9 protein-coding genes are annotated in these 12,731 nt (G+C 66.8%); 4 read left to right on the forward strand and 5 right to left on the reverse strand.

Annotated features, from left to right (window positions below):
• The gene (gene queA, locus B6K69_RS02690; RefSeq protein ID WP_108642685.1) at window positions 1-1,041 is read right to left on the reverse strand and encodes a tRNA preQ1(34) S-adenosylmethionine ribosyltransferase-isomerase QueA; all 1,041 of its coding nucleotides are present in this window, start codon (window positions 1,039-1,041) and stop codon (window positions 1-3) included.
• Entirely contained in the window at window positions 1,038-4,487 is a 3,450-nt protein-coding gene (locus B6K69_RS02695) for a YhdP family protein (protein WP_108642686.1), read from the reverse strand. Before B6K69_RS02695 ends, queA begins: the two co-directional genes overlap by 4 nt.
• 132 nt (window positions 4,488-4,619) lie before the next feature.
• Here B6K69_RS02695 and B6K69_RS02700 point away from each other — a divergent pair, with 132 nt between their 5' ends.
• The 4 genes from B6K69_RS02700 (at window position 4,620) to B6K69_RS02715 (ending at window position 7,982) form a co-directional block, all read left to right on the forward strand.
• The gene (locus B6K69_RS02700; protein WP_107673873.1) at window positions 4,620-5,081 is read left to right on the forward strand and encodes a peroxiredoxin; all 462 of its coding nucleotides are present in this window, start codon (window positions 4,620-4,622) and stop codon (window positions 5,079-5,081) included.
• Between the two features lie 6 nt (window positions 5,082-5,087).
• A complete protein-coding gene (locus B6K69_RS02705; RefSeq protein ID WP_108642687.1) occupies window positions 5,088-5,915 on the forward strand; it encodes a ferritin-like domain-containing protein in 828 nt (275 codons plus the stop codon).
• Window positions 5,916-6,112: 197 nt separating this feature from the next.
• The gene (locus tag B6K69_RS02710; RefSeq protein WP_107673787.1) at window positions 6,113-7,450 is read left to right on the forward strand and encodes a M23 family metallopeptidase; all 1,338 of its coding nucleotides are present in this window, start codon (window positions 6,113-6,115) and stop codon (window positions 7,448-7,450) included.
• The gene (locus B6K69_RS02715) at window positions 7,440-7,982 is read left to right on the forward strand and encodes a bactofilin family protein (protein WP_107673788.1); all 543 of its coding nucleotides are present in this window, start codon (window positions 7,440-7,442) and stop codon (window positions 7,980-7,982) included. Before B6K69_RS02710 ends, B6K69_RS02715 begins: the two co-directional genes overlap by 11 nt.
• Window positions 7,983-8,066: 84 nt before the next feature.
• Here the strand turns inward: B6K69_RS02715 and B6K69_RS02720 are convergent, their stop codons facing one another.
• The 3 genes from B6K69_RS02720 to B6K69_RS02730 form a co-directional block, all read right to left on the reverse strand.
• Window positions 8,067-8,843, reverse strand: a complete 777-nt coding sequence (locus B6K69_RS02720; protein WP_108642688.1) for a DUF2189 domain-containing protein — start codon at window positions 8,841-8,843, stop codon at window positions 8,067-8,069.
• Window positions 8,844-8,927: 84 nt separating this feature from the next.
• A complete protein-coding gene (prfB, locus tag B6K69_RS02725; RefSeq protein ID WP_107673790.1) occupies window positions 8,928-10,040 on the reverse strand; it encodes a peptide chain release factor 2 in 1,113 nt (370 codons plus the stop codon).
• An 87-nt stretch (window positions 10,041-10,127) separates the two neighbouring features.
• Window positions 10,128-12,701 carry a penicillin-binding protein 1A gene (locus tag B6K69_RS02730; protein WP_108642689.1) on the reverse strand — a complete coding sequence of 858 codons (2,574 nt, stop codon included), beginning with the start codon at window positions 12,699-12,701 and terminating at the stop codon, window positions 10,128-10,130.
• Between the last annotated feature and the right edge of the window lie 30 nt (window positions 12,702-12,731).

Consider the following 12,731-nt stretch of genomic DNA (forward strand, 5'->3'; position numbering starts at 1 on the left):
TCAGCGGGTGGGAATCAGCAGCGACGCATCGCCGTAGGAAAAGAAGCGATAGCCGTTACGGATGGCATGTTCGTAAACCCTGTCCATCCGGTCCTTGCCCATCAGCGCGGCCACCAGCATCAGCAGCGTCGACCGCGGCAGGTGGAAGTTCGTCATCAGCGCATCCGTCACATGAAACGTGAAGCCGGGATAGATGAAAATATCGGTCGGCCCCTCCCAGGGTTCGACCCGGCCCGACCGCGCCGCGCTTTCGATCAGCCGCAGCGCCGTGGTGCCGACCGGGATCACCCGCCCGCCCGCCTCGCGGGTGGCGTTGATCTCGGCCGCGGCCTGCGGCGTGACCTGCCCCCATTCGGCGTGCATCCGGTGCGTCGTCACATCCTCGACCTTGACCGGCAGGAAGGTGCCCGCCCCCACATGCAGCGTCACCTCGGTGAACTGAACGCCCTTCGCCCGCAGGGCCGCCAGCAGATCGGCATCGAAATGCAGGCTGGCCGTGGGGGCCGCCACCGCGCCGGTGTGGCGGGCAAAGACGGTCTGGTAATCGTCCTTGTCCTGCTCATCCGCTGCCCGCTTGGCCGCGATATAGGGCGGCAGCGGCATGGCGCCCGCCGTGGCCAGCGCGGCATCGAAGGCCTCGCCCGTCTGGTTGAACTCCAGCCGCAGGTCGGTTTCGCCCTTTTCGGCCACCCGCGCCGACAGGTCGTCGGAAAAGGCGATGACCTCGCCCTCCTTCACCTTGCGCAGCGGCTTGGCCAGCGCCCGCCAGCCGCCCGCGGCGGCCGGCTCCAGCAGCGTCACCTCGACCCGCGCCACCGCCTCGCCCCGCGTCCGGGTGCCGAACAGCCGCGCCGGGATCACCCGCGTGTTGTTCAGAACCAGCCGGTCCCCCGGCCCCAAAAGCCCCGCCAGATCGCGCACCACCAGATCGCGAAGCCTGTCGCCCTCGGCCACCAGCAGCCGCGCCGAACTGCGCGGCCGGGCCGGCCGGGTGGCGATCAGCTCTTCCGGCAGGGGAAAATCGAACTCCGAAAGTTTCATCCGCCCTTCCCCAACACCGGCGGCGGGCGGCGGAAGATGTCGCGGAACATCCCCGGCGTCAGGATCGACAGCGGATTCACGCTGACCTGCGGTTTGTTGACCGTGCCGGTCAGCCGGTAATTGAACCCGAACATCCCCTCGCCCTTGCGCGTGAAAATCTCGCCGATGCCGTTCAGCAGGTAGATCGGCGAAATCGTGCCCTGCACATCCAGAACCCCGGTGCCGGTGCGGTACAGCCCGGCAAAGGACAAGCCCAGCGAGGCCCCCACCGCCGCGCCGCGCCGGATCTCCACCCCGTCCGGCCGCACCACGAATTCGGCATCGCCTTCATTGAACAGGATGCCCTGCCCGTTCATCTGCTCCAGCAGGCCCACGACCGAAACCGCCGACAGCAGGCCCGCCAGCGCCGGCGCGTCCAGCACCGACAGGTTGGTCACCGTGGCCTTGCCTTCGTAATAGGTGTCCGTGCTGCGCGGTTGCAGCACAAGGTCCAGCTTGCCGCCCCGGCCCTGTGCAAAGATGCCCGAGGCCGCCATCACCGTGCCCGCGTCGTCCGAGGCAATGCGCACGGCCGTTCCCGCCTTGGTGGGAATGGCCACGCCGGTCAGCCGCCCCCGTCCGTTCACCGCCGCGGAAAAGCTGCCGTCCAGCCCGCCGCGGGTCAGGTTGAAGGCGCCCCGGAACCCGGTCAGCGCAATGCCCGATGTCACCACCAGCCGGTCAAGCTGCGCCTCGATCCGGTTGCCGCCGCCGTCGCCTTCCTTGCCCGAGGGGCGCTTGCGCAGGTCCACCATCCCGCCCGTGACGGCGATGCCCACCGGCTTGCCGGTGCCGGCCCCGGTAATCTCGACCGGCGCATCCAGCCACTCTCCGGCGCGGATGCGGCTGAAGCTGGCCTTGTCCAGCCCGCCCCCCGGCCGCACGGTCAGCTTGCCCTGCGCCGAAAACCCCGGTGCCGTCAGGCTCAGGCGGTCCACCACCGGCGGCGTCGACAGCCGCGCCGACACTTCCAGCGTCGCCGCCGTTCCGGCGGGCTTGCTCCAGGAAACCGGTGGCACCGCCACCACCGCCCCACGCAGATCTGACCGCAGCGTCAGCCCGACCGGCGCCCCCTTCGGCAGCGACAGGTCCACCTCGCCGCTGGTCGTGCCGCGCAGCCAGCCCTCGGGCAGCATCACCCCCAGCGACCGCAGATTGGCGTCGCTCAGTTCCACCGTGCCATGGATCTTGCCCTTGCCGGCCTGATCCGGCCCGAAGGGCTGTTCATACCGGGCCACGAAGGGCACCTTGCCCAGCCGCCCCTCGCCCGACAGCGTCATGCCCGACGGCAGCGCCTTGATCGCCACATCGTCGCTGGTCACCACCTGCCCCGGCACCAGCTTGTCGGACCGGAACCCGGTGATCCGGCCCGAGACATCGAACTGCACGTCTTCCGTCTTCAGCTTCGGCACCAGCGGAAAGCTCAGGTCGGCCACCAGAACGGCCCGCCCCTCGCCCAGATCAACGCTGCGCCCGGCCTTGCTGATGAAATGGAACGGCTCCTGATCCAGCAGCGACAGCGTCGCCGTCAGATCGGCATCGGTCAGCAGCCGCACCTCGGCCTGCGCGGGGCGCTGCGTGATGTCGGGCACCCGGAAGACCGATCCCGTCACCCCGATCTCGCCGCCCTCGGGCGCGGTGACATGCCCGCCTTCAAGAACCACGATATAGCCGGTGCCCTCGATGGTGGCATGGCCCCGGCCCTCCTGCACCGGCGGCAGCGTGCGCAGGAACCGCACCTCCGCGCCCGAGAATTCATAGTCCAGCGCAAAGCGCGGCTCGGTCCCCGGCGACAGGCGCAGCGCCGCATCCACGCTTTCCAACTGCCCCTGGCCCACATTCTCGGCCAGCCAGTTGCGCGTCTTGGGCACCACGGACACCGGCCACAGCTTGATCAGCCGGTCGGTGCTGATCTGGTTCAGGCCGACATTCAGCGCCACTTCCGGCCCCGCCTCGGTGGCGGTGAAATGGCCCGACAGGGTCAACTGATCACGGTTTTCAACCAGCCGCAGCAGGCCGATTTCCGCCCGCAGCGGCGACAGCCAGACCCGCAGGTTCAGCGCGCCGTCCGAAAACCGCACCGGCTCTTCGAACAGGCCCTCGGGATCGACCATCACCTCCGAGAAATCCAGTTGCCCGATCAGCGCCGACGGCATCGCCCCCGAGGCGGCGATCTGCCCGCTGGCATCGGCCAGGTCGATGGTGCCCGTCGCCTTGAGACGAAGCGAGTCGCTTTCCACCGCCATGTCGTCCAGATGCACCCGGTTGCGCTGCGGATCAAAGCGCAGCGACAGGCCCGCCGCTTCAAAGCTGACCGGCTTCGCCTTGCTTTCCGTGCGCAGCGTGCCGGCGGCAAGGCTCAGTTGTGCCTCCATCCGCGCCACGCTGCCATCGGCCGCCAGGGCGCCGGTCAACTGCCCCGAAATCGGCGCATCGACCAGCCCCAGAAAGGCCAGCGGCGAGGCCTGCGCCGCCAGATCGGCCGAGGCAACGCGGTCCACCGTCACCCGCAGCCGGGCCGAACTGTCGGCCTTGCTCGAATCAATCGCCAGCAACGCCTGCGCCGGCGTCGTGCCGTCCAGCAGCGTCACGCTCAGTTCCGCGGCCAGCGAGGTTTCGCTGTTCTCGACCACCAGCCGCCCGTCGCCCACCTCCCACACCCGGCCCGCCCGGCGGTCGGTCAGGCTCAGCGTCAGGGCATCGGCCTCGATCAGATGCAGGTCAGCCAGCGCGTCCGACGAAAACATCCGGTCCAGCGCATCCAGCAGCTCGGCCGCGCTTTGCGGGCCGGGGCTGCCGGACAATTGCCCGAAACTCAGCGCGATACGCCCGTCCTCATCGCGCGCAATGGCAATACGCGCCCCGCTCAGCCGCAGGCTGCCGGGCCGCAGATGCCCGGTCAGCAGCGAACTGCCGTCCAGCGTCACCCGAACCTCGGGCAGGGAAATCAGCGATTGCCCCGAGGCTTCGACCAGCCGGATGTCGCGCACCACGATTCGCGGCACCAGATCGCGTTCGACCGAAACCTCGACCGCCCCCAGCGACAGGGCAGATCCCCCGGGCAGGTGGCTGGCGCCGATCTGGCGGTTCAGACGGTTCTCGATCTCGGCCACGGCCCAGACCGGCAGATGGATGCTGCGCCCGGTCAGCACCAGCGCGGCAAGCCCCAGACCCACGGCCAGCACCACCATCAGCACCGCCAGCCGCAGCACCATCATCCCGCCGAACCGGCGGCGGCGGCGGGACGGGGCGGCGGGCGGAACGTCTGCCGCGGGCCGGGGATCGGCCGGCGAGGCTTGGGAATAAAGCTCGTCCCCGGACATGTCGTCGGGGTAAAGGTCATCCTGCGCCGCCGGACCCTCCGGGAACGCCGCGTGATACACCTCGTCCTGCCTGCCTTCCGCCAAGACAGCCTTGCCTTTCGCCTGAACCGGGGCCTTTTGCGCCGGCCCTTCTTTCCTCGCTGGCCCTAGCCTTTATCTTTGTCAGAAGGCAACTAGAACACAAAGCAGTGTGAACCAATGCTCAAGGAGCCGCCGATGCCCGCCGCAGGAACCCCCGCCCCCGATTTCACCCTTCCGCGCGATGGCGGGGCCAGCGTCACCCTCTCCGCCTTCCGGCCCGGCAAGGTGGTGCTGTATTTCTACCCCAAGGACGACACGCCCGGTTGCACGCTGGAAGCGCAGGATTTCACCGCCCGCGCGGCCGAATTCGCCGCCGCCGGCACCACGGTGATCGGCATTTCCAAGGACAGCGTGAAAGCGCATGACAAGTTCTGCAAGAAGCACGGCCTGTCGGTCATCCTTGCCTCGGACGAGACGGGCCACACCTGCGAAGACTATGGCGTCTGGGTCGAGAAAAGCATGTATGGCAAGACCTATATGGGGATCGAACGCTCTACCTTCCTGATCGACGGCAGCGGCACCATCGCGCGGGTCTGGAACAAGGTCTCGGTCAAGGGCCACGCCGATGAGGTGCTGGCCGCCGCGCAGGCGCTCTGACCGGGCATGTCACTGTCTCTGGCAGACCTGGCGGTCGAGGTGCTGACCACGGCGGACGGGCGCGCGAAATGCGCGCTTGGCCGCCGCCATGCGGCCACCTGGTTCGCGGCCCGCGCCGCCGGCACGCCCCTGCCGGTCGGGCAAGCCAGCCCGCCCCTGCGCCCCGCCCGCCCGGACCGCCCCGAACTCCTGCCCCCGCGCGAAGTGCCCCGCCGCCGCCCCGGCAGCCCGCCGGGGCGCATCGCCCTGTTGCACGCGCTGGCGCATATCGAACTGAACGCCGTCGACCTGCACTGGGACATCATCGCCCGCTTCACCCATCACCCGATGCCGCCCGGCTTCTATGATGACTGGGTGAAGGCGGCGGATGAAGAAGCCAAGCATTTCAACCTGATCTGCGATGTGCTGGAATCGCTGGGCAGCCATTACGGCGCCCTGCCCGCCCATGCCGGCATGTGGCGGGCCGCCGAAGACACCGCGACCGACCTGAAGGGCCGGCTGGCCGTGGTCCCGATGGTGCTTGAGGCGCGGGGCCTGGACGTGACGCCCGGCATGATCGACATCTTCCGCAAGGCCGCCGATCCCGCCGCCGTGGCCGCGCTGGAAACCATCTATGCCGAAGAGGTGGGCCATGTCGCCTATGGCTCCAAATGGTTCAACTGGCTCTGCGGCCGCGATGGCGAAGACCCCAAGGACGTGTTCCACGCCCTTGTCCGCCACTATTTCCACGGCGCCCTGAAACCGCCTTTCAACGAGGAGAAGCGCGCCGAAGCCGGGCTCCCGCCCGACTTCTACTGGCCCCTCGCCGAGGCCGAGAGCGACAGCCCCCGCTGATCGGCGGGTTTCTGCCGATGACCAAGCGCGTATTTGCGCGTTTTCCGCGCATAAGGTCAAAAATATTGCCGGCCTGAAATATCTTCGGCTAAGCAGGGCCACCCAGTGTTTCGGGGCGTGCCCGCCGGTTCGACTGTGCCAGTGCCCACTTCGCCCTATGGCCAATGCCGGCCCGCAACAAACGGAACTGATCCAACGTGCTCACGCGCCTTGCCTTCCGCATCAATACCCAGCTCGAGCGGTTCTTTCCCGAACAGCGCCTCTTTCTGAAATCCGATGCCGGCACCCACTTCCTGCGCCTGCGACCGGCCACCCAGGCCATCGCCGCGACGGTTGCCGCGCTGGCGGTGTCCTGGACCATCGTCGCCACCGCGCTGATCATGATGAACACCATCGGCGCCGGTTCGGGCCGCGAACAGTCGATGCGCCGCCAGTCAATGTTCGAGGAACGCCTGACGCTTCTCTCCGCCGACCGCGAGGCCCGCGCGAAAGAGGCCATCCTTGCGCAGGACCGTTTCAACGCCGCGCTGGAAGAAGTTTCCAAGATGCAGGAGATGCTTCTCGCCTCGGAAGACCGCCGGCGCGAGTTGGAAACCGGCATCGAGGTGATCCAGAACACCCTGCGCCGCACCATCAAGGAACGGGACGAGGCGCGCGGCGAAGTCAGCCGCCTTGCGCTGGCGCTGAATCAGCAAAGCGGCGTCGCCACCGACATGGGCCGCATCCGCGATACCGTCGATACGCTGGATTACCTGACCACGGCCCTTGGCGCCACCGCGCGCGACCGCGACGCCAAGGAAACCGAAACCGAAAAGGCCCGCGCCGATCTGGCGGCGCTGGAATCCGAAAAACGCGCGCTGGAACTGAAACACGACGCGATCTTCGCCAAGCTGGAAGAGGCGGTCACCGTCTCGATGGAACCGCTGGACAAGATGTTCCGTTCGGCGGGGCTGGACCCCGACGATCTGATCGCCCAGGTGCGCAAGGGCTATTCCGGCCAGGGCGGCCCGCTGTCGCCGATCACCGTCTCGACCTCGGGCATGGTGCTGACGGCCGATGAACAGCGCGCCAATGCCGTGCTGAAAGAACTGGAAGAGATGAACCTTTACCGCATGGCGGCCTTCAAGGTGCCGCTGGGTATGCCGGTCAAGTCCGCCGTCCGCTTCACCAGCGGCTTCGGCGGCCGCAGCGATCCGCTGGGCCGCGGCTACCGGATGCACGAAGGTCAGGATCTGGCCGGCGACTATGGCGCGCCGATCTATGCCACTGCCGATGGGGTCGTCACCTATGCCGGCTGGGAAAACGGTTATGGCCGTCTGGTCAAGATCCAGCACGCCTTCGGGATCGAAACCCGTTACGGCCACATGTCACAGATCCGTGTTGAGGTAGGCCAAAGGGTCTCGCGCGGAGACCGGATCGGTGATATGGGCAACTCAGGCCGGTCCACCGGCACCCATCTCCACTATGAAGTGCGGATCAGCGGCGGCGCCGTCAATCCCATGAAGTTCATAAAGGCAGCGAGCGATGTTTTCTAAGAGCCGCATCAATGAGCCGGGCCCCAAGGCTGAGGCAGACAAACCCAAAGCCCCGGAGGCTCCGATGACCAAGCCCAGCATGGATTTCACGCCCTCGGCCCCGAAGGGCAAGGTGGCCGCTTCTGTCCTGTCCTCTGACCTGACGGTCGTGGGCAACCTGCGCACAACCGGCGACATCCAGATCGAAGGCACCGTCGAAGGCGACATCCGCGCCCATCTGCTGACCGTGGGCGAAAGCGCCACCATCCGGGGCGAGATCGTCGCCGATGACATCGTGGTCAATGGCCGCGTGATCGGCCGCGTGCGCGGTCTCAAGGTCCGCCTGACCTCGACCGCCCGCGTCGAGGGCGACATCATCCACAAGACCATTGCCATCGAATCCGGCGCCCATTTCGAAGGCTCGGTGCAGCGTCAGGAAGACCCGCTCGCCTCGGGCCGCACCAGCCCCACCACGCTGCCGCCGCTGCGCAGCAGCGCCAGCGCCGCAGCCGATGCCCCCGCCCCGCTGGCCAGCAGCTCGGAAGCCCCCTGATCGCGCGGGGGCGCCCCCGCGCCCCTTGCGTTTGCCTCCCAAGGCCCCGTCCGCGTGACGGGGCCTTTTGCATGTCCCCGCAGCTCAGGCAATCGACCGGCGATATAGGTGCCAGGTGGCATGGCCGAACACCGGCAGCACCACGAACAGGCCAAAGAACAGCGGCAGCATCCCGGCGAACAGGCAGACCGCGATCAGCGCCCCCCAGCCCAGCAGGACCACCGGGTTTTCCCGCACCAGCGCTAGGCTGGTCAGCATCGCGGTCACGAAATCCACCTCGCGGTCCAGCAGCATCGGCAGGCTGACCACCGTCACCGAAAACAGCAGCATCGCGAAGGCCGCCCCGACCAGCGTCCCCACCGCCAGCATCGACAGCCCCTCGGGCGACAGGAACACCGTCAGGCTGCTGCTGACATTGGTCATGGTGGCATTGCCCAGGAACAGCGCAAAGATCATGTGCGACAGGAAGTTCCAGAACAGGAAGAACACCACGATCACCGCCGCCATCGACGGGATCTGCCGGTCCTTCTGGCGGAACACCACGCGAAAGATGTCATGGCTGCGCAAGGGGATGCCCTGCTCCAGCCGGCGCGAAATCTCGTAATAGCCGCAGGCGACAAAGGGGCCAAGGATCGGGAATCCCGCCGCCGCCGGCAGCGTCCACCAGATCTGGCCCTTGGCCATGACGGCCCAGATCACCAGCCAGCCGCCAATCACATAGACGCAGGAAAAGAACAGCCCATAGGTCGGCGCGGCCAGGAAATCGCGCCAGCCGGCCCGCAGGCTGTCGGTCACGTCGCTCCAGTCCAGGGACAGGATTTCAGGCACCGCGCCGGGCGCGGCTGTCGTCTGTTGGGCCATCGCAGTCTCCTTCTCCGGGAGAAAGGGTAATCTGCGATATTGCGTTTACGGAAGCGGTTTCTTCGGCCCGGCCGAGGCCGCGGATCAGTCGGCGCGGGCCTTGCCGGACATGTCCATCGCCAGCGTCGCGGCCATGAACTTGTCCAGATCGCCATCCAGCACGCCCTGCGTATCGCTGGTTTCCACCCCGGTGCGCAGGTCTTTCACCATCTGGTAGGGCTGCAGAACATAGCTGCGGATCTGGTTGCCCCAGCCCGCATCGCCCTTGTTCTCATGCGCTTCCATGATCGCGGCGTTCCGCTTGTCCAGCTCTTGCTGGTACAGCCGCGATTTCAGCGCCTGCATGGCGATGTCGCGGTTCTGGTGCTGCGATTTCAGCGAGCTGGTCACCACGATCCCGGTCGGGAAGTGGGTAATCCGCACCGCCGAGTCGGTCTTGTTGACGTGCTGGCCGCCCGCGCCCGACGACCGGAAGGTGTCGATGCGGATGTCCTTGTCCTGCACCTCGATCTCGATGTTGTCATCCACCACCGGATAGACCCAGACCGAGCTGAACGAGGTATGCCGCCGCGCCGCGCTGTCATAGGGGCTGATCCGCACCAGCCGGTGCACACCCGATTCCGACTTCAGCCAGCCATAGGCGTTCTTGCCGATGATCTTGTAGCTGACGCTGCGGATGCCGGCCTCTTCGCCCGGCGTTTCCGATTGCATCTCGACCTGATAGCCGTGCTTTTCCGCCCAGCGGACATACATCCGCGCCAACATGCTGGCCCAGTCGCAGCTTTCGGTGCCGCCGGCGCCCGCGTTGATTTCCAGGAAGGTGTCGTTGCCGTCGGCCTCGCCGTCCAGCAGCGCCTCAAGCTCTTTCTGCGCCGCCGTCTCGACCAGCGCCTTCAGCGCCTCTTCCGCCTCGGCCACCAGTTCGGGTTCGCCCTCGGCCTCGCCCATCTCGATCAGGCCGACATTGTCGTTCAGCCCGCCCTCGATCAGCCGATAGGCCGCCACCGCGTCGATCAGCGCCTGCCGCTCGCGCATCAGCTTCTGCGCGCGGGCCGGATCGTTCCACAGATCGGGCTGTTCGATCATCGCATTGAATTCTTCCAGCCGGTGCGGCGCGGTCTCCCAATCCATCCGCTGCGCCAGCAGCGCCAGCGACTTGCGGATCGTCTCAACATTGGCTTGGGTCTCGGCGCGCATCTTCTTCTGTCATCCTCTGCGTCTGGCGCGGGTGATAGCGTCTGGGGGCCGCCCCGGCAAGGGCAGCCCGTGGTCGCAGGCGGGGCCTCAGTACAGCCCGCCCGACGACACGGTTCCGAAATCGGCCTTCTTCGGAATGACGGCGGTTTCCCCGGTGGCCGTGGTCACGGTCGATCCGGTATCCGCCTCGGTCTCGCCATAGGCGAACAATGGCAGGTTCTGCCCCATGGCAAAGCCGCCGTCCACGAATTCGCCCAGGCCCGTCAGCCCCTCCTCGCCGTCGCGGAAGTATTCGGCCACCACATTGTCGCCCGAGGCTTCGGCCGGCAGCACGGCGCCGGTGAAGCGGTCGATGTTCACGAAATGCCCGCCCGGCGGCACCTTGAACTTGGACCCGCCGTATTTCTTGACCGCGCTCTTCATGAAGCTCTCGAACACCGGTCCGCAGAAGCCGCCGCCCGACACATCGCCCAGGCTGCGCGGCGTGTCATAGCCGATGTAGCAGCCCGCCACGACGGTTGACGAAAAGCCGATGAACCACACGTCCTTGGCATCGTTGGTGGTCCCGGTCTTGCCCGCGATCGGCACCGGCAGGTTGATGCCGCGCGCCGTGCCGCGCTGGATCACGCCTTCCATCATGCTGGTCAACTGATAGGCGGTGATCGCATCCATCACCCGCTCGCGGTTCGAGGTGATCTCCACCCCCTCGCCCCGCGGCAGGTCGGCGGCGGTGCAATCGCCGCAGACCCGCTGGTCATGGCGATAGATCGTCCGGCCATAGCGGTCCTGCACCCGGTCCACCAGCGTCGGCTCCACCCGCTCGCCGCCATTGGCGAACATGGCATAGGCCGCGACCATCTGGAACAGCGTGGTTTCCTGCGCACCAAGCGCATTGGCCAGAAACGGGTTCATCCGGTCATAGACGCCGAACTTCTCGGCATAGCCCGCCACGGTCTGCATCCCGATCTCTTCGGCGATCCGCACCGTCATCAGGTTCCGGCTCTGCTCGATCCCGGTGCGCAGGGGCGTCGGGCCATAGAACTTGTTCGAGGCGTTCTTCGGCGTCCACAGCCCCTGCGGCGTGTTCACCTCGATGGGCGCATCGACCACGATGGTCGCGGGGGTAAAGCCGCTGTCCAGCGCCGCGGCATAGACAAAGGGCTTGAAACTTGACCCCGGCTGCCGCTTGGCCAGCGTGGCGCGGTTGAACACCGATTCCTGGTACGAGAACCCGCCCTGCATCGCCAGCACCCGGCCGGTGTTCACGTCCATCGCCATGAAGGCGCCCTGCACTTCCGGCACCTGCCGCAGCGACCAGCGCACGAAACTGCCATCGGCATCCTTGGTGACAGGCCGCACCAGCACCACATCGCCGACCTCGACCAGATCGCCCGCAACCCGCGCCTTCTTGGCCAGACTGCCATCGGACAGCCGCTTGCGGGCCCAGGTCACATCCTCGGCCGGGATGAAATGCCCGTCGGCATCCTCGTCCACGCCCTCGATGCCGATCCTTGCATCCTTTTCGCCCACCGACAGCACCACCGCCGGCGACCAGCCGGCAATGTCGCGCGGCACGTCCACGCTGGCCAGCGCCGCCCGCCAGTCGGCCTCGGTTCCCAGAACCTCGGCCGGCAGCCGCTTGCCGGTTCCGCGCCAGACACCGCGGCCGCGGTCGTATTTCTCCAGCGCGATGCGCAGCGCCTTGGCCGCCTCGACCTGCAATTCCGGGTCAAGGGTGGCGCGGATGGTCAGACCGCCGGTATAGAATTCGTCGCTGCCAAAGTTCTTGGACAACTGCCGCGCGATTTCCTCGGTGAAATAGCTGCGGTCGGGCATTGCCTCGCGGAACGACGGGTAATCGCCGCTCTGCACCGTTTTCAGCGGAAGCTCCCGCTCGGTGTCATAGGTGGCCTTGTCGATATAGCCGTTTTCCCACATCTGCCGCAGCACATAGTTCCGCCGGTCCACCGCGCGGTCATAGTCGCGCACCGGATGCAGGCCCTTGCCGGGGCTTTTCGGCAGCGCCGCCAGATAGGCCGCCTCGCCGGGCGTCAACTGGTCCAGCGTCTTGTTGAAATAGGCCTGCGCCGCCGCGGCCACGCCAAAGCTGCGCTGCCCAAGGTCGATTTCGTTCAGGTAAAGCTCAAGGATGCGATCCTTCGACAGCACGCTTTCCAGCCGCGTCGCCAGGATGATTTCCTTGATCTTGCGCTCGATCCCCTTGGTGCCCTTGCGGTCGCCCGACAGAAGAAAGTTCTTCATCACCTGCTGGGTGATGGTCGAGGCGCCGCGCACATCGCTGCCCCGGCTTTTCACCGCCTCGACCAGCGCCGCGATCATGCCGCCCGCGTCATAGCCCTTGTGGATGTAGAAATTCTTGTCTTCCGCGCTGATGAAGGCCTGCTTGACCAGATCGGGAATATCCTCGGCCGGCACGAACAGCCGCCGTTCCCCTTCGCGGATGAACTCGTCCAGGATGCGGCCTTCGCCGGTGTAGATGCGGCTGATCGTCGGCGGCGCATATTGCGTCAGCCGTTCATGGCTGGGCAGGTCACTGGAATACATCCAGAAAATCGCGCCAACCGTCAGGGCCGCGAACAGCACGCCCAGCGTCAGCATGGTGAAGATGGCCCCGAAGAATGAGCCGATGAATCGCAGCACCCCGAACTCCCGTGCTCTGGTCCGCTTCCC

The sequence above is a fragment of the Pseudogemmobacter blasticus genome (genome assembly GCF_003071405.1).
Classification (GTDB): Bacteria; Pseudomonadota; Alphaproteobacteria; order Rhodobacterales; family Rhodobacteraceae; genus Pseudogemmobacter; species Pseudogemmobacter blasticus.

Bases quoted from the DNA above. Each gene is read 5' to 3' on its own strand.
- queA (WP_108642685.1), bottom strand. From the start codon at position 1,041: ATGAAACTTTCGGAGTTCGATTTTCCCCTGCCGGAAGAGCTGATCGCC.
- B6K69_RS02700 (WP_107673873.1), top strand. From the start codon at position 4,620: ATGCCCGCCGCAGGAACCCCCGCCCCCGATTTCACCCTTCCGCGCGAT.
- B6K69_RS02705 (WP_108642687.1), top strand. From the start codon at position 5,088: ATGTCACTGTCTCTGGCAGACCTGGCGGTCGAGGTGCTGACCACGGCG.
- B6K69_RS02715 (WP_107673788.1), top strand. From the start codon at position 7,440: ATGTTTTCTAAGAGCCGCATCAATGAGCCGGGCCCCAAGGCTGAGGCA.
- B6K69_RS02720 (WP_108642688.1), bottom strand. From the start codon at position 8,843: ATGGCCCAACAGACGACAGCCGCGCCCGGCGCGGTGCCTGAAATCCTG.
- prfB (WP_107673790.1), bottom strand. From the start codon at position 10,040: ATGCGCGCCGAGACCCAAGCCAATGTTGAGACGATCCGCAAGTCGCTG.